The organism is Pseudomonas sp. FP2254 (genome assembly GCF_030687695.1).
GTDB classification, from domain to species: domain Bacteria; phylum Pseudomonadota; class Gammaproteobacteria; order Pseudomonadales; family Pseudomonadaceae; genus Aquipseudomonas; species Aquipseudomonas quebecensis.
In genome coordinates, this window is record NZ_CP117444.1 from 612061 (window position 1) to 629402 (window position 17342).

Below are 17342 nucleotides of genomic sequence, written 5' to 3' on the forward strand. Positions count from 1 at the left end.
ATGAATCTGAGTTAATCTGAGCCCCTTTGCCTCTGCCGAGCGTTCCATGTCCGACTTGCTCGACCGTTACCCGCTGACCGCGGGCACCTATCACGAATTGCTGGACGACAGCGGCGTAGTGCGTGCCCATTGGCGACGCCTGCTCGATCACCTGCAGCGCAGCACCCCGGCGCAGCTGGCCCAGCGTCAGGCGCTGTTGACCCGGCAGATCCAGGAAAACGGCGTGACCTACAACGTCTACGCCGACCCTAAAGGCGCCGACCGCCCATGGGAATTGGACCTGCTGCCCCATGTGCTGGCCTTTGACGAGTGGCAGCACCTGGCGGCCGGTATCGCGCAGCGCGCGCGCTTGCTCAACGCGGTGCTGGCCGATCTGTATGGCCCGCAGCGCTTGATCAAGGAAGGCCTGCTGCCGGCGGAACTGGTATTCGGGCATAACAACTTCCTATGGCCGTGCCAGGGCATCCAGCCGCCCGACGGCGCGTTTTTGCACCTGTATGCGGTAGACCTGGCGCGCACCCCGGATGGCCGCTGGTGGGTCACCGCCGACCGTACCCAGGCGCCCTCCGGTGCAGGCTACGCCCTGGAAAACCGCACCATCGTGTCTCGCGCCTTCCCGGACTTGTATCGCGATCTGCAGGTGCAGCATCTCACCGGTTTCTTCCGCACATTGCAGGAAACCCTGGCGCGTCAGGCCCCCGGCGATGATCAGACACCGCTGATTGTGCTGCTTACCCCTGGGCGTTTCAACGAGAGCTATTTCGAACATCTCTACCTCGCGCGCCAGCTCGGTTACCCGCTGGTGGAAGGCGGCGATCTCACCGTGCGCGACAGCCGTGTGTTTCTCAAGACCCTCAGCGGCCTGCGCCGGGTGCACGCGATCATGCGCCGCCTCGACGACGACTTCTGCGACCCGTTGGAGCTGCGCACCGACTCGGCCCTGGGCGTGCCGGGCCTGCTCGACGCGGTGCGCCAGGGCCATGTGCTGGTGGCCAATGCCCTGGGCAGCGGCGTGCTGGAGTCTCCGGGTTTGCTGGGCTTTCTGCCGAAGATCAACCAGTTTCTGTTTGGCGAAGAACTGATCCTGCCGTCCATCGCCACCTGGTGGTGCGGCGAGGCGCCGGTGCTTGCCGAAGCCTTGCACAAACTGCCGGAACTGCTGATCAAACCGGCATTTGCGTCGCAGAGTTTTACCCCCGTGTTTGGCCGCGATCTGGACGATGCGCAGCGCCAGGCCCTGACCCAACGCATGCGCGCGCGCCCTTACGCGTACGTGGCCCAGGAGCTGGCGCAACTGTCCCAGGCGCCGGTGTGGCACACCGAAGAGGATCACCTGCAACACCGTGCCATCGGCATGCGCGTGTACGCCGTGGCCAGCGACGACGGCTATCGTGTGTTGCCCGGCGGGCTGACGCGTGTGGCCGCCGAAGCCGATGCCGAGGTGGTGTCGATGCAACGCGGCGGCGCGAGCAAAGACACCTGGGTCCTCGGTGAGCGCACACCTGGCGGCGAACAGTGGCGCGCGCAACGCCCCATCGGCGCCCATGACCTGGTGCGCCGCGACCCCTATCTGCCCTCGCGGGTAGTGGAAAACCTGTTCTGGTTTGGCCGTTATTGCGAACGCTGCGATGACAGCGCGCGCTGGCTGCGGATCGTGTTGGCGCGCTACGTCGACGGCGACGACCCGCTAGCGTTGCAGGCGGCGGTGGCGCTGGGCGAAAACTTGCGCTTGTTGCCGGAGGAGGGCGAGCTGCCCGAGCGCCTGCTGGCCGCGTTGCTCGGTGACGACTGGCCGTCGAGCTTGCGCGCCAACCTGCAACGCTTGCAGTGGGCGGCGTCTCAGGTGCGGGGCAAGTTGTCCCGGGAAAACTGGCAGGCCCTGGTGGAGCTGCAACGCGAAGCCTTGGAGCTTGCGCGCGAGACGGCGGACTTCGGCGAGCTGCTGGACTTTCTCAACCGCCTGGTGATGTCCCTCGCGGCGCTGTCCGGGTTCGCCCTGGACGACATGACCCGCGATGAAGGCTGGCGTTTCTTGATGATGGGCCGGCGCATCGAGCGTCTGCAGTTTCTCAGCAGCAGCCTTGCGGCGTTCCTGCGCGGCGTGGCGGTGTTCGATCAAGCGGGGCTGGAATGGTTGCTGGAATTGGGCAACAGCAGCATCACCTACCGCTCGCGCTACCTGGCGGTGCCGCAACTGATCCCGGTGCTCGACCTGTTGTTGCTGGACGAGCAGAACCCTCATGCGGTGTTGTTCCAGCTCAAACTGGTGAGTCGCACGTTGCGACGGCTCAACGACGACTTTGGCGTGCCGCGGGAAACCGGTCTGGGACCGTTGGTGGAGCGTCTCACGCGCTTCGACCTGAGTTGCCTGGAGAACCCGCTGTTCGGCGAGGCCGGTGTGCGCGCCGCGTTGGATGGCCTGGCCGACCTGCTGCAAGCGGTGGCCGAGGAGAGTGGGCAAGTGTCGGATCGCCTGGCGCTGCGCCACTTCGCTCATGTGGATGATGTAAGCCAGCAAACGGTGTCGCTGTGATGAGTGCGCGCTACCAGATTTTCCACGATACCCATTACCACTACGACAGCCCGGTGTCCCTGGCCCAGCAGTTGGCGCATCTGTGGCCGCGTGCGTGTGAGTGGCAGCGCTGCAGCGCGCAACAATTGGATATCAGCCCGCAGCCGTCCGCACGCCGCGACGAGCTGGATGTGTTCGGCAACCCCATCACCCGCCTGGCCTTCGAGCGGCCCCACGATGAACTGCTGGTCAATGCCGGGCTGACCGTGGAAGTGCTGGCGCGGCCGGCGCCGGATTTCGCTCGGTCGCCGGCGTGGGACCAGACCCGCGACAGCCTGACCTACAGCAGCCGGCCGATGTCGCCCGAGGCGATCGAAGCCTGCCGCTATCGCTTCGAGTCGCCCTATGTGCATTTGAAGCAAACCTTCGTCGACTTCTCGCAAAGCTGTTTCGTGCCGGGGCGGCCATTGCTGCTGGGCGTGCAGGCGTTGATGGAGAAGATCTTCAGAGAATTCACCTTCGATGCCGAAGCCACCCAGGTCGCTACACCGCTGGTGGAGGTGCTGGAACGCCGTCGCGGCGTATGCCAGGACTTCGCCCACTTGATGCTTGCGTGTCTGCGCTCGCGCGGTCTGGCGGCGCGTTACATCAGCGGTTATCTGCTCACGCAGCCGCCACCCGGCCAGGCACGGCTGATCGGCGCCGATGCGTCCCATGCGTGGGTCTCGGTGTATTGCCCGGTGTCAGGCTGGGTGGATTTCGATCCGACGAATAATGTGCAGCCGGCACTGGAGCACATCACCCTGGCCTGGGGCCGGGATTTTTCCGATGTGTCGCCGTTGCGTGGGGTGATTCTGGGGGGAGGCAGCCATGACCCGGAAGTGCGGGTGACGGTAATGCCGCTGGAGTAATGGTGGATTGTGGTGAACGGGGCGGGCCTGTTCACCACAAAGGAATTATTCGGCAGGATCTTTTGGTGTTTCGGTTTCGTCGCTCGTTACTTCACCGTCAACTTCCGGGTTGAGGGCGCCGGCCTCTTCATCGGCAGCGGCTTTCTTGCGTTGCAGCTTTTCCTCTTTCTTCTGTTCCTTGGCCAAGTCTCTCTGACGTTTGGCGAAGGAGTAATTAGGTTTGGCCATGGGCAATCCTCTAGGGTCGAAGGTGAGGGTGGGCGGCGCGCGGCTGCCTCGGGTCGCCATGGTAGCAGCTTAGCAGCGCGCTTGGCCTTCACTTACCGCAGGCGTAAGCGGCCAGCAGGCCGTTGAACAATTGGTTGAGGTACATGGCGCGGGCTCCAGATGGGTGATGGAGCCGATCATAGGCAGCCTGCGGCACTTTGGCCGGTTGATTGTGTCGATAGGTCTGATAGCCTAAAGTTGTATACAATCTGTTGATTCAGATCATAGGAAATCGTGCCTGTCTCAGGCACCCTTGCCGCATCATGCGTTTTTAACCCTGCCTTGGAGATTCACATGTTTGCCAAAATCGTTGCTGTTTCCCTGCTGACATTGGCCAGCGGCCAGTTGCTGGCTGCAGAGTGCAAGGTCACCGTCGACTCCACTGACCAGATGTCCTTCAACACCAAGGAAATCACGATCGACAAGAGCTGCAAGACATTCACCGTCGAGCTGACTCATTCCGGCAGCCTGCCGAAGAACGTCATGGGTCATAACTGGGTGCTCACCAGCGCCGCTGACATGCAGCCGGTCGCTACCGATGGCATGGCCGCCGGTATCGACAAAAACTACCTGAAAGAAGGCGACAGCCGCATCATCGCCCACACCAAGATTATCGGTGCCGGCGAGAAAGATTCCGTGACCTTCGACGTGTCGAAACTGGCAGCGGGTACCGATTACGCGTTCTTCTGCTCGTTCCCAGGCCACATCTCGATGATGAAAGGCACTGTGGTCGTCAAGTAAGGCGCGTAATCGTTCATCGGGGGCAAGCCCCCTCCCACCTTGGATTGTGAATACAGTCAACTGTGGGAGGGGGCTTGCCCCCGATGACTTTCTGCCTGGTTCACCTCACGGCGCAAACGGCATGACCCGCTTGTGCTCGGTCTTGCGATACGTCTCGCAGATAATCCTGAACGCCTCTTCCCGCACCGGCTCGCCGTGCAGGAATGCATCGATCTCAGCGTAAGTCACACCATGTGACGCCTCATCCGGCTTACCCGGCGACAAGTCTTCCAGGTCGGCGGTCGGCACCTTCTCAACCAAGGATTCCGGCGCGCCAAAATGCCGCGCAATCGCACGTACCTGGTTTTTCACCAACCCGCTCAACGGCGCCAGGTCGCACGCCCCATCCCCGAATTTGGTAAAAAAGCCCATCACCGCCTCCGCCGCATGGTCGGTACCGATCACCAGGCCGCCGGCCGCGCCGGCGATGGTGTATTGCGCCACCATGCGCATGCGCGCCTTGGTGTTGCCCAGCACGAAATCACGGGACACCGCCGCCTTGCCTTCAAACGCCGCCACTTCACTGGCCAGGGCTTTGACCGCCGGGCCAATGTTGACGGTGTGACGCTCGTCCGGCTCGATAAAGTCTACCGACGCCTGGGCATCGATTTCATCGAACTGGGTTTCGTAAGGCAGGCGCACGGCGATGAAGCGATACGCCTGGTCACCGGTGCTGGCGCGCAGCTCCTGCATCGCCCGTTGGGCCAGCAGGCCGGCGGTCAGGGAGTCGACGCCGCCGCTGATGCCTAACACCAGGGCCTTGAGCCCGGAATTGCGCAGGCAGTCCTGAATAAACGCCACGCGCCGCGCTACTTCGGCCTCAAGCGCGGCCTGGTCGTTGAATGGCGCTTGGACCTTGAGCTGCTGCGCGATCTCACGCTGTACGGCTTGCATGCTTCACTCCTTGTTGGATAGGGCAGGTACTTTGAAAACGTGACGCAGATAGGCGACAAAATTCGGGTCGGTGCATTGGGTCTTGCCCGGTTCATCGGAGATCTTCGCCACGGGCTGGCCATTGCAGGCGGTCATTTTAAGCACAATGCTCATGGGCTCCACCCCTGGAATGTCACAGGTCAGGTTGGTGCCGATGCCGAAGCTCACATTAATGCGGCCTCGCAGCGCGCGGAAGATCTCCAGGGCCTTGGGCAGCGACAGGCTATCGGAGAACACCAGCGTCTTGCTCATCGGCTCGATGCCCAGCTTGTGATAATGCGCGATGGCTTTTTCCGCCCATTGCACCGGGTCGCCGGAGTCGTGGCGCAGGCCGTCGAAGAGCTTGGCGAAGTACAGGTCGAAGTCGCCGAGGAACGCATCGGTGGTGATGCAATCGGTCAGGGCGATGCCCAACAGGCCACGGTATTCGCGCACCCAGCAATCGAGCGCGGCGATCTGGCTGTCGATCAGGCGCGGGCCGAGTTGCTGATGGGCCATGATCCATTCATGGGCCATGGTGCCCAGGGGTTTCATGTCGAACTCGCGGGCCAGGTGCACGTTGCTGGTGCCGACGAACCGCCCGGGGAAGTCATGCTTGAGCACACTGACCACTTCTTCCTGCACCCGGTATGAGAAACGCCGACGCGTGCCGAAGTCGGCCACTTGCAGCTCCGACAGCTCATCGCTGCCGGCGTTGGCCGTCAGCCAATCGAACTTGCGGTACAACTGCTCGCGGGCCTGTTCGAGGATTACGGTCTGGTAGCGGTAGCGGTTGCGCACTTCGCTGACAATGGCCAGCAACGGCACTTCGAACAGGATCACATGCAACCAGGGCCCGCGCAGGCGGATGAACAGCTCGCCGTTTTCGATACCGGTCTGCACATAGCGCAGGTTGAAGCGAAACAGCCCGAGGAAGCGCAAAAAGTCCGGCTTCATAAAGCTGATGCGTTCCAGGAACCCCAGTTGGTCCGGGCTCAGGCTCAGCTCGGCGAGGCGCTCGATCTGGTAGCGGATCTCCGCCAGGTAGGGCCGCAGGTCTTCGCTGTTACGGCAACGGAATTCCCATTCAACTTCCACGTTGGGGTAGTTGTGCAGCACCGCCTGCATCATGGTCAGTTTGTAGAAGTCGGTGTCGAGCAGGTTCTGCACGATGCGATCGGCAAACACGCTCTCGCTCATAACGGGAATCTCCAGATGGATCGGCGCGGGGGCCGACCTTTACTCACGAATTTAAAAGGGGGCTAGTGGCGCATAGACCTGAGGGGTTTTGCCAGACATTTTTTCGGGGAGGCCACTGGCCTCATCGGGGGCAAGCCCCCTCCCACATTTGAAATGCATTCCACTCCAGGCACTAGATCACCTGCTCCATCATCCACTTCACAAATTCGCGCACCTTGGGCACTTCGGCTGCGTGCTCCGGGTAGGCCAGGTAATACGCGTCCTGGCTGGGCATCGCATGCTGCCAGGGGATCACGAGCTTGCCGTCGGCCAATTCTTCTTCCACCAGAAAGCGTGGCAATAACGCCACGCCGCACCCCACCTGCGCCGCGCGGATACACATATAGAAAGTGTCGAAACGCGGGCCATGGTAGCTGTGCTCGGTGTGATAACCCTGGTCGGCAAACCAGTCGTGCCAGCCCTGGGGGCGCGAAGCGTTTTGCAGCAGCACCAGGTTGCTCAACTGCGTGGGATCGGTGAAGGGCTGCGCCGGCAGGCTCTCCGGGGCGCACACCGGCACCAGCTCTTCGCTGAACAGTTTCAGGCTCTCGGTGCCCGGCCGCGCACCCTGGCCGAAGTAGAACGCCATGTCGGCCTTACCTTGCAGCAGCTCGTCCGGCTCCTGCTCGTTGCACAGGTCCAGATGGATCTGCGGGTGACGCAGGCGCCAGCCCTTCAGGCGCGGCACCAACCAGCGCGCGCCGAAGGTGTAGGGCGTGGACACGCGCAGTACTTCGGTCTCACCGCCGTAGGAGCGCAGGTAGTGGGTGGACATCTCTACCTGCGTAAGGATCTTGCGCACCTCCACCAGGTACAAATCGCCCGCCGGCGTCATCTGCAGGCGGCGCCGCACGCGGCGGAACAGCAGGTGCTGCAGCAACTCTTCCAATTGCGCCACCTGCTTGCTCACCGCGCTCTGGGTGAGGTTCAGCTCCTCCGCGGCGCGGGTAAAACTCAGGTGACGGGTGGCCGCTTCGAAACACTGCAGGGCGGTGATCGAGGGCAAATGTCTTTTATTCAGCACGGCGTGCCTCTTTTTATTCCTGGCATGAATAAACGGAATGATATCTCGCCTAATCGTCGTTTGTTGGCAAGTCTTGGGCCAGCTACAAATAAGCCTTGGATCGTCGTGCGGGCCGCGGCGCTTTTTTTTCTACACAGATTGAAGGAGTGACCCATGGTTGCCGCATTGCTTGATCGTCTCGGGGTGAACCCGGCGTTGTACCAGTCGGGTAAACACCCCGTGCACTCGCCGATCGATGGCAGCCGTATCGGCAGCGTGCACTGGGAAGGCGCCGCCAAGGTGGAGCAACAGGTCAGTCGCGCCGAGCATGCATTCGAGGCCTGGCGCAAGGTGCCGGCGCCGCGTCGCGGTGAGTTGGTGCGCCAGTTCGGCGATGTCCTGCGCCAGTACAAGGCCGACCTGGGCGAGCTGGTGTCCTGGGAAGCCGGCAAGATCACCCAGGAGGGCTTGGGTGAAGTGCAGGAAATGATCGACATCTGCGACTTCGCTGTCGGCCTGTCCCGTCAGCTGTACGGCTTGACCATCGCCTCTGAGCGCCCTGGCCATCATATGCGTGAAACCTGGCACCCGCTGGGCGTGGTCGGCGTGATCAGCGCGTTCAACTTTCCGGTCGCAGTGTGGGCCTGGAACACCGCCCTGGCGCTGGTGTGTGGCAATGCCGTGATCTGGAAACCGTCGGAAAAGACCCCGCTCACCGCGCTGGCCTGCCAGGCGCTGTTCGAGCGCGTCGCGAAAACCTTCAGCGATGCCCCCGAGTACCTGAGCCAGGTGATCATCGGCGGTCGCGATGCCGGCGCCGCGTTGGTGGACGATCCGCGCGTGGCTCTGATCAGCGCCACCGGCAGCACCCGCATGGGCCGCGAAGTGGCGCCCAAAGTCGCCGCGCGTTTCGCCCGCAGCATCCTCGAATTGGGCGGCAACAACGCCATGATCCTCGGCCCGAGCGCCGACCTGGACATGGCCGTGCGCGCCATCTTGTTCAGCGCGGTCGGCACCGCTGGTCAGCGATGCACCACCCTGCGTCGGCTGATCGCCCACGAGTCGGTCAAGGACGAAATCGTCACCCGTCTCAAGGCCGCGTATTCGAAAGTACGCATCGGCCACCCGCTGGAAGGCAACCTGGTCGGCCCGCTGATCGACAAGCACGGCTTCGACAACATGCAGGACGCCCTAGAGCAAGCCTTGAGCGAAGGCGGCAAGGTGTTCGGCGGCAAGCGCCAGCTGGAAGACACCTTCCCCGACGCCTACTACGTATCGCCGGCCATCGTGGAAATGCCCGAGCAGAGCGACGTGGTGTGCACCGAAACCTTCGCGCCGATCCTGTATGTGGTCGGCTACACCGACTTCGCCGAAGCCCTGCGCCTGAACAACGCCGTGCCCCAAGGCCTGTCCTCGTGCATCTTCACCACCGATGTGCGCGAGGCTGAGCAGTTCATGTCGGCGGTGGGCAGCGACTGTGGCATCGCCAACGTCAACATCGGCCCGAGCGGCGCGGAAATCGGCGGTGCGTTCGGTGGCGAGAAAGAGACCGGCGGCGGGCGTGAATCCGGTTCCGATGCGTGGCGCGGGTACATGCGCCGCCAGACCAACACCGTGAACTACTCGCTGGAGCTGCCATTAGCGCAAGGCATCACCTTCGACTGATGATCGTTCCCACGCTCCGCGTGGGAATGCATCCTGTGACGCTCCGCGTCACGACCTGAAAGCGGACGCGGAGCGTCCTGGGCTACATTCCCACGCTCCGCGTGGGAACGATCGGTTGTGAGTTCATCCCGGAGTCTGGCAATGGCACTACGCGAAGCATGTTTGTGGGAACACCTTACCCCCAGCCGGCCGGATCGTGCCGCGCTCAACGGCGAGGTCAAGGTGGATGTGTGTGTGATCGGCGCCGGGATCACCGGCCTATCGGCGGCGATCCATTTGCTGGAACAGGGTAAAAGCGTCGCCGTGCTCGAAGCCCATCGCAGCGGGCATGGCGGTTCCGGGCGCAATGTCGGGTTGGTGAATGCCGGCTTGTGGATCCCGCCGGACGAGATTGAAGCCGGTTTCGGCGAAGCGGTGGGCAGCCAGCTCAACCGCATGCTCGGCGCGGCGCCGGCGCTGGTGTTCAGCCTGATCGACAAATACGCCATCGATTGCCAATTGCGTCGCGAAGGCACGTTGCACATGGCGCACAACGCCCGTGGCGAGGCGGACTTGCGCAGCCGTGAGGAACAATGGAAGCGCCGTGGCGCGCCTGTCGAATTACTCACCGGCCAAGCCTGCGAGCACGCCACCGGAACCAAAAAGATCGCTGCCGCCTTGCTGGACCGGCGCGCGGGCACGCTCAACCCCATGGCCTACACCACCGGCCTGGCAAATGCGGCGGCAGGGCTGGGTGGGCAACTGTTCGATCATTCCCCTGTGACGCGGCTGGAGCGCCAAGGCTCGGACTGGTCGGTCCAGACCGCCGACGGTGCGGTGCGTGCCGCCCAAGTGGTTATCGCCTCCAACGCCTACACCGAAGGCGAATGGACCGCGCTGCGACGAAACTTCTTCCCTGGTTATTACTACCAAGTCGCGTCGGCCCCGTTGGCAGACGCCGCCGCCGAGCAAATCCTGCCCGGTGGACAGGGCTCCTGGGACACCCGCCAAGTCTTGAGCAGCATCCGCCGCGATGCCGATGGCCGGCTGCTGCTCGGCAGCCTGGGCAATGGCAACCAGAAACCGACGTGGTTCCTCAAGGCGTGGGCCGACCGGGTGCAGCAGCACTACTTTCCGTACCTCAAATCGGTGCAGTGGGAATATACCTGGACCGGCTGCATCGCCTTTACTCCCGACCACTTGATGCGCTTGTTCGAGCCGGCCCCGGGGGTGGTGGCGGTTACCGGCTACAACGGGCGGGGCGTGACCACCGGCAGTGTGGTGGGTAAGGCGTTTGCCGACTATCTATGTCACCAGAATCCCCAGGCGCTGCCGATCCCGTTTGCGCCGATGCAACCACTGGCGGCGGTGGGCCTGCGCAGCTGCCTGTATGAAGCCGGGTTCTCGCTGTATCACGCGGGGCAATGCCTGAGGATCGTTATCTGATCAGCGAAATGCCCCTCAAAGCCGCGCATTTTCTTAGCAGGCTACTCATCTGTATTGGTGCAAGTCGTAGCAAACGCGCACTGTAAATGTGCAGTTCCGTTACGCCTACGGTTACCGCTGTAGGAAGTGGCGTTTATCGCTCTGGTTGCAGGTGCGACCGGTAATGGTTGTACCTTTTGCAGCTTTAGGTTGCACCTGGGCGTGCCAGAGGGTTGCACGTACTGGCATGCGGAGACGAAACGCCTGCAATAACAATGACACCGTGTCTTTTTGAAGAATAAAAACGTAATGGCACGCGGCTTGCTCTGAGCTTTCGGTGAAAAGTTTGAATGCAAGTTGTCGTGCCTAAAATCAAAAATATCGGAGCACCACTCATGTCCCAGACGTTTTACAAGAAAGGCTTTCTTGCTCTCGCCGTGGCAGCGGCGCTGGGTGTTTCTGCGTTTGTTCAAGCTGATGTGAAGATTGGCGTAGCGGGGCCGATGACCGGCGCCAACGCCGCTTTCGGTGAGCAATACATGAAGGGTGCCCAGGCGGCAGCCGATGTGATCAACAAGGCTGGCGGCATCAACGGCGAACAGATCAAGCTGGTGGCCGGTGACGACGCCTGCGAACCCAAGCAGGCCGTGGCCGTCGCCAACCGCCTGGCGGACCAGGACAAAGTCATCGGCGTGGTCGGGCACTTCTGCTCGTCGAACACCATCCCGGCGTCCGAGGTGTATGACGAAGCGGGCATCATCGCGATCACCCCAGGCTCTACCAACCCGCAGGTCACCGAGCGCGGCCTGGGCGCCATGTTCCGCATGTGCGGGCGTGACGACCAGCAGGGCATCGTCGCCGGCGACTACATCGTCGATGTGCTCAAGGGCAAGAAAATCGCGGTGATCAACGACAAGGACACCTACGGCAAGGGCCTGGCCGACGCCACCGCTGCGCAGTTGACCAAGCGTGGCGTCAAGCCGGTGCTGGAAGAAGGCCTGACCCGTGGCGAGAAAGACTTCAGCGCCCTGGTCACCAAGATCCGCTCCCTGGGCGCCGACGTTGTGTACTTCGGTGGCCTGCACCCGGAAGCCGGTCCCCTGGTTCGCCAGATTCGTGAAGCGGGCCTCAAGGACGTCAAGTTCATGTCCGATGACGGCATCGTGACTGACGAATTGGTGGCTACCGCCGGTGGTGCGCAGTATGTGGATGGCGTCTACATGACCTTCGGCGCCGACCCGCGCCTGCTGCCGGACAGCAAGACCGTCGTGGAAGAGTTCCGCAAAAACGGCACCGAGCCCGAAGGCTACACCTTGTACGCCTATGCCTCGATCCAGGCCCTGGCCGCCGGCTTCAATGGCGCCAAATCCAACAAAGGCGAAGACGCCGCCAAATGGCTCAAAGCCAATCCGGTCAAGACCGTGATGGGCGAGAAGACCTGGGACGCCAAGGGCGACCTGAAAATCTCCGACTACGTGGTTTACCAGTGGGATAAAGACGGCAAATACCACCAGCTGGAAAAGCAGAAGTAATCCATGTGGGAGGGGGCAAGCCCCCTCCCACAGTGGGACAGTGTTGTGTTTGAGATCTGACTTTTCCTCCAGAAGCGCCGCGCACCTCAGGGTGTGCAGGTGCTCACCGCGTGAGATTGCGTTATGGATGGTATTTTCCTGCAGCAACTGGTCAATGGGCTGACCCTCGGGTCGGTCTATGGCCTGATCGCCATCGGCTACACAATGGTCTACGGCATCATTGGCATGATCAACTTCGCCCACGGCGAGGTTTATATGATTTCCGCTTACCTCGCGGCGATCAGTCTGGCACTGCTGGCTTACTTCGGCATCGAATCCTTCCCGCTGCTCATTCTCGGCACTTTGATCTTCACCGTAGTCGTCACCGGCGTGTACGGCTGGGTCATCGAGCGTGTCGCCTACAAACCGCTGCGCAACTCCACCCGATTGGCCCCGCTGATCAGCGCCATCGGCATCTCCCTGATCCTGCAGAACTACGCGCAGATCGCCCAGGGCGCGAAACAACAAGGCATCCCCACCCTGCTGGCCGGCGCCTGGCGCGTCGACATCGGCAGCGGGTTCGTCCAACTGACGTACACCAAGGTCTTCATCCTCGTGGCGGCGTTTGCCGGCATGGCGTTGCTCACCTACATCATCAAGTACACCAAGCTCGGCCGCATGTGCCGCGCTACCCAGCAAGACCGCAAGATGGCCTCGATCCTGGGGATCAACACCGACCGCGTGATTTCCTACGTGTTTGTGATCGGTGCCGCCATGGCCGCGCTGGCCGGCGTATTGATCACCCTCAACTACGGCACGTTCGATTTCTATGCCGGTTTCATCATTGGCATCAAGGCCTTCACCGCCGCGGTCCTCGGCGGCATCGGTTCCCTGCCTGGGGCGATGCTCGGCGGGATCATCCTCGGGATTTCCGAATCGCTGTTCTCGGGGTTGATCAACTCTGACTACAAAGACGTATTCAGTTTCTCCCTGCTGGTGGTGATCCTGATTTTCCGTCCTCAGGGCCTGCTGGGTCGTCCGCTCGTGGCTAAGGTGTAAAACATGTCTGCTGCCAAACCCATCGATATCAAGAAAAGTGTCGTCGATACGGTCCTTGCCGGGCTGATTTCGCTGATCGTGTTCGGCCCGATCGTCGGCGTGGTCCTCGACGGCTATAGCTTCAACCTGGAACCGGCGCGTGTGGGCCTGTTGGTCGCCATCGTGATGGTCGGCCGCTTCGCCATGAGCCTGTTCCTGCAAACCCCCAAGGGCTTGAAGATCCTGCAGGGTTTTGAAAGCAGCGGCTCGGGTGTGCATGTGCTGGCGCCTGACTACAAGTCGCGGCTGCGCTGGATCATCCCGGCGCTGATTGTGATCGCCATCGTGTTTCCCATCTTCGCCAACAAATACCTGCTGACCGTGGTGATCCTCGGCCTGATCTACGTGTTGCTGGGCCTGGGCCTGAACATCGTGGTCGGCCTGGCCGGGCTGCTCGACCTGGGTTACGTGGCGTTCTACGCCATCGGTGCCTACGGCCTGGCGCTGGGTTATCAATACCTGGGCCTGGGCTTCTGGAGCGTGCTGCCACTGGCGGCCATCGCAGCGGCGCTGGCGGGTTGCATACTCGGCTTCCCGGTGCTGCGAATGCACGGTGACTACCTGGCCATCGTGACTCTGGGCTTTGGTGAAATCATTCGCCTGGTCCTCAACAACTGGTTGTCGTTCACCGGCGGCCCGAACGGTATGCCGGTGCCTTCGCCGACCTTCCTGGGCCTTGAGTTCGGGCGCAAGGCCAAGGAGGGTGGGATTCCGTTCCACGAGTTCTTCGGCATCGAGTACAACGCCAATATCAAGTTCATGTTCATCTACATCGTGCTGTTCCTGGTGGTGCTGGCCGTGCTGTACATCAAGCATCGCCTCACGCGCATGCCGGTCGGTCGTGCCTGGGAAGCCCTGCGCGAGGATGAGATCGCCTGCCGCTCCATGGGCCTGAACCATGTACTGGTCAAGCTCTCGGCGTTCACCATCGGCGCTTCCACGGCCGGCCTGGCCGGTGTGTTCTTCGCCAGTTACCAAGGTTTCGTCAACCCGTCGTCGTTCACCTTCTTCGAATCGGCATTGATCCTGGCCATCGTGGTGTTGGGCGGCATGGGCTCGACGGTGGGCGTGGTGATTGCCGCGTTCGTATTGACCGTCGCACCGGAACTGCTGCGCAGCTTCTCGGAATACCGCGTGCTGCTGTTCGGGGTGTTGATGGTGGTGATGATGATCTGGCGACCGCGCGGTTTGATCCGCATCAGCCGCACCGGTGTGACACCACGCAAGGGAGTGGCGCCATGAATAAGGAAGTCGTGCTTTCCGTGGAACACCTGATGATGCACTTCGGTGGCATCAAGGCCCTGAGCGATGTGAGCCTCAAGGTCGAACGCAACTCGATCTTCGCCCTGATCGGCCCCAACGGCGCCGGCAAGACCACGGTGTTCAACTGCCTTACCGGTTTCTACAAAGCCAGTGGCGGCAAGATCCAGCTCAATGTGCGTGGCAAGCAGACCAACGTGATCCAGCTGCTGGGCGAGCGCTTCCAGGCCACCGATTTCGTGTCGCCGAAAAGCTTCCTCAGCCGCGTGTACTACAAAATGTTCGGCGGCACCCACTTGGTGAACCGCGCGGGGCTGGCGCGTACGTTCCAGAATATCCGCCTGTTCAAGGAAATGTCCGTGGTGGAAAACCTGCTGGTGGCGCAGCACATGTGGGTCAACCGCAACATGCTGGCGGGCATCCTCAACACCAAGGGTTACCGCAAGGCCGAGAGTGACGCCCTTGACCATGCGTTCTACTGGCTGGAAGTGGTGGACCTGGTGGACTGCGCCAACCGGCTGGCCGGTGAGCTTTCCTACGGCCAGCAGCGGCGCCTGGAAATTGCCCGCGCCATGTGCACCCGGCCGCAGATCATCTGCCTGGACGAGCCGGCGGCGGGCCTCAACCCCCAGGAAACCGAAGCCCTCAGCGCGATGATTCGCCTGTTGCGCGACGAACACGACCTTACGGTGGTGTTGATTGAACATGACATGGGCATGGTGATGAGTATTTCCGATCATATCGTGGTGCTGGACCACGGCAACGTGATCGCCGAGGGCGGGCCGGACGCGATCCGCAACGACCCCAAAGTGATCGCCGCCTACCTGGGCGCCGACGAAGAGGAACTGGTATGAGTGCACCTATCCTCGAAATGAAGGACCTGGACGTGTTCTACGGCCCCATCCAGGCCCTGAAAAAAGTCTCGCTGCACATTAACGAAGGCGAAACCGTCAGCCTGATCGGCTCCAACGGTGCGGGTAAGTCCACATTGCTGATGTCGATCTTCGGCCAGCCACGGGCCGAGTCGGGGCAGATTCTCTACAACGGCGTCGACATTACCCACAAGTCGTCCCACTACATTGCCTCCAACGGCATCGCGCAGTCGCCGGAAGGGCGGCGGGTATTCCCCGATATGACCGTCGAGGAAAACCTGCTGATGGGCACCATTCCGATCGGTGACAAGTTCGCCGGTGAAGATATGCAGCGCATGTTCGAGCTGTTCCCGCGCCTTAAGGAGCGGCGTAACCAGCGCGCCATGACCATGTCCGGCGGCGAACAGCAAATGCTCGCCATCGCCCGCGCACTGATGAGCCGGCCCAAGCTGTTGCTGTTGGATGAGCCGAGCCTGGGCCTGGCGCCGATTGTGGTGAAGCAGATCTTTTCCACCCTGCGCGAGTTGGCGGCTACCGGGATGACGATTTTTCTGGTGGAACAGAACGCCAACCACGCACTGCGTTTGTCGGACCGCGCGTATGTGATGGTCAACGGTGAGATTCGCCTGACGGGCACCGGCAAGGAACTGCTGGTCAATGAGGAAGTGCGCAACGCCTACCTCGGCGGCCACTGATCTGAATCACGACGCAGTACCCTGGGGAGGGGGCAAGCCCCGGTACAAACCGGGGGCATCGTTCCCACGCTCCCGCGTGGGAATGCAGCCGTGACGCTCCGCGTCACCCGTGCACAGTGGCCAGAACCTGCGGGGCCTGGCGGGACGCGGAGCGTCCCAGGCGGCATTCCCACGCAGAGCGTGGGGACGATCAGCGCGCGCCATTCAACCAGGCATCAAGATCGTTCCCACGCTCGCGTGGGAATGCAGCCCGTGACGCTCCGCGTCACCTGTGCGCAATAGCCAAAACCTGCGGCGCTTGGCGGGACGCGGAGCGTCCCAAGCGGCATTCCCACGCAGAGCGTGGGGACGATCAGCGCGCGCCATTCAACCAGGCATCAAGATCGTTCCCACGCTCCCGCGTGGGAATGCAGCCGTGACGCTCCGCGTCACCCGTGCACAGTGGCCAGAACCTGCGGGGCCTGGCGGGACGCGGAGCGTCCCAGGCGGCATTCCCACGCAGAGCGTGGGGACGATCAGCGCGCGCCATTCAACCAGGCATCAAGATCGTTCCCACGCTCGCGTGGGAATGCAGCCCGTGACGCTCCGCGTCACCTGTGCGCAATAGCCAAAACCTGCGGTGCTTGGCGGGACGCGGAGCGTCCCAAGCGGCATTCCCACGCAGAGCGTGGGGACGATCAGCGCGCGCCATTCAACCAGGCATCAAGATCGTTCCCACGCTCCCGCGTGGGAATGCAGCCGTGACGCTCCGCGTCACCCGTGCACAGTGGCCAAAACCTGCGGCGCCTGGCGGGACGCGGAGCGTCCCAGGCGGCGTTCCCACGCAGAGCGTGGGAACGACCAGCGCGCGCCATTCAACCAGGCATCAAGATCGTTCCCACGCTCCCGCGTGGGAATGCAGCCCGTGACGCTCCGCGTCACCTGTGCGCAATAGCCAAAACCTGCGGCGCTTGGCGGGACGCGGAGCGTCCCATGCGGCATTCCCACGCAGAGCGTGGGAACGATCAGTGCGCGCCAGCGCCATGTCGAAGATTTGTCGATCCACAAGGCCTATCCCAAATTGTGGAAAACAAATCCAGCCCAGCTCCAAAGCGCGACATATAGCCGCCGCAAATCGCTGTTTTGTCACACTTTTGACTTGTCCCCATCCACTGTGGAACCGGCTGTGGGTAACGTGGGAGTAGCTCGCTGAAAGCCTTTAAAACCGTGGCTT

The 17342-nt window shown here is 62.2% G+C and carries 14 protein-coding genes; 10 read left to right on the plus strand and 4 right to left on the minus strand.

Annotated features, from left to right (window positions below):
- The first annotated feature begins 46 nt into the window (after positions 1-46).
- Positions 47-2533: a circularly permuted type 2 ATP-grasp protein gene (locus PSH94_RS02590; protein WP_305436354.1), complete on the plus strand. Its 2487-nt coding sequence runs from the start codon at positions 47-49 to the stop codon at positions 2531-2533.
- Positions 2533-3423 (plus strand): transglutaminase family protein, encoded by an 891-nt coding sequence (locus PSH94_RS02595; protein WP_305436355.1) that lies wholly within the window; start codon positions 2533-2535, stop codon positions 3421-3423. The genes PSH94_RS02590 and PSH94_RS02595 overlap by 1 nt, the downstream gene beginning before the upstream one ends.
- Positions 3424-3468: 45 nt before the next feature.
- Here the strand turns inward: PSH94_RS02595 and PSH94_RS02600 are convergent, their stop codons facing one another.
- Positions 3469-3651, minus strand: coding sequence for a hypothetical protein (locus PSH94_RS02600; protein ID WP_181080452.1), 183 nt, complete (start codon positions 3649-3651; stop codon positions 3469-3471).
- 333 nt (positions 3652-3984) lie between these two features.
- Here PSH94_RS02600 and azu point away from each other — a divergent pair, with 333 nt between their 5' ends.
- On the plus strand, positions 3985-4431 hold the full coding sequence (gene azu, locus PSH94_RS02605; protein WP_181080451.1) for an azurin: 447 nt from the start codon (positions 3985-3987) through the stop codon (positions 4429-4431).
- Positions 4432-4536: 105 nt separating this feature from the next.
- Here the strand turns inward: azu and nadE are convergent, their stop codons facing one another.
- The 3 genes from nadE to PSH94_RS02620 all read right to left on the minus strand — a co-directional run bounded on the left by nadE (position 4537) and on the right by PSH94_RS02620 (position 7645).
- On the minus strand, positions 4537-5364 hold the full coding sequence (nadE, locus tag PSH94_RS02610; protein ID WP_181080450.1) for an ammonia-dependent NAD(+) synthetase: 828 nt from the start codon (positions 5362-5364) through the stop codon (positions 4537-4539).
- 3 nt (positions 5365-5367) lie between these two features.
- A complete protein-coding gene (pncB, locus tag PSH94_RS02615; protein ID WP_266245660.1) occupies positions 5368-6582 on the minus strand; it encodes a nicotinate phosphoribosyltransferase in 1215 nt (404 codons plus the stop codon).
- A 172-nt stretch (positions 6583-6754) separates the two neighbouring features.
- The gene (locus PSH94_RS02620) at positions 6755-7645 is read right to left on the minus strand and encodes a LysR family transcriptional regulator (protein ID WP_181080448.1); all 891 of its coding nucleotides are present in this window, start codon (positions 7643-7645) and stop codon (positions 6755-6757) included.
- Between the two features lie 153 nt (positions 7646-7798).
- Here PSH94_RS02620 and PSH94_RS02625 point away from each other — a divergent pair, with 153 nt between their 5' ends.
- From PSH94_RS02625 to PSH94_RS02655, 7 genes are all read left to right on the plus strand, one after another.
- Complete coding sequence (locus PSH94_RS02625; protein WP_305436358.1) at positions 7799-9289, plus strand: aldehyde dehydrogenase family protein; 1491 nt, start codon at positions 7799-7801, stop codon at positions 9287-9289.
- Between the two features lie 141 nt (positions 9290-9430).
- Positions 9431-10714, plus strand: coding sequence for an FAD-binding oxidoreductase (locus PSH94_RS02630; protein ID WP_305436360.1), 1284 nt, complete (start codon positions 9431-9433; stop codon positions 10712-10714).
- Positions 10715-11088: 374 nt separating this feature from the next.
- A complete protein-coding gene (locus PSH94_RS02635) occupies positions 11089-12225 on the plus strand; it encodes a branched-chain amino acid ABC transporter substrate-binding protein (protein ID WP_181080445.1) in 1137 nt (378 codons plus the stop codon).
- A gap of 123 nt (positions 12226-12348) precedes the next feature.
- Entirely contained in the window at positions 12349-13263 is a 915-nt protein-coding gene (locus tag PSH94_RS02640; protein ID WP_003236186.1) for a branched-chain amino acid ABC transporter permease, read from the plus strand.
- A gap of 3 nt (positions 13264-13266) precedes the next feature.
- Positions 13267-14544, plus strand: a complete 1278-nt coding sequence (livM, locus tag PSH94_RS02645) for a high-affinity branched-chain amino acid ABC transporter permease LivM (protein WP_181080444.1) — start codon at positions 13267-13269, stop codon at positions 14542-14544.
- On the plus strand, positions 14541-15416 hold the full coding sequence (locus PSH94_RS02650) for an ABC transporter ATP-binding protein (protein WP_253510189.1): 876 nt from the start codon (positions 14541-14543) through the stop codon (positions 15414-15416). The genes livM and PSH94_RS02650 overlap by 4 nt, the downstream gene beginning before the upstream one ends.
- On the plus strand, positions 15413-16129 hold the full coding sequence (locus tag PSH94_RS02655; RefSeq protein ID WP_181080442.1) for an ABC transporter ATP-binding protein: 717 nt from the start codon (positions 15413-15415) through the stop codon (positions 16127-16129). Before PSH94_RS02650 ends, PSH94_RS02655 begins: the two co-directional genes overlap by 4 nt.
- Positions 16130-17342: the final 1213 nt, after the last annotated feature.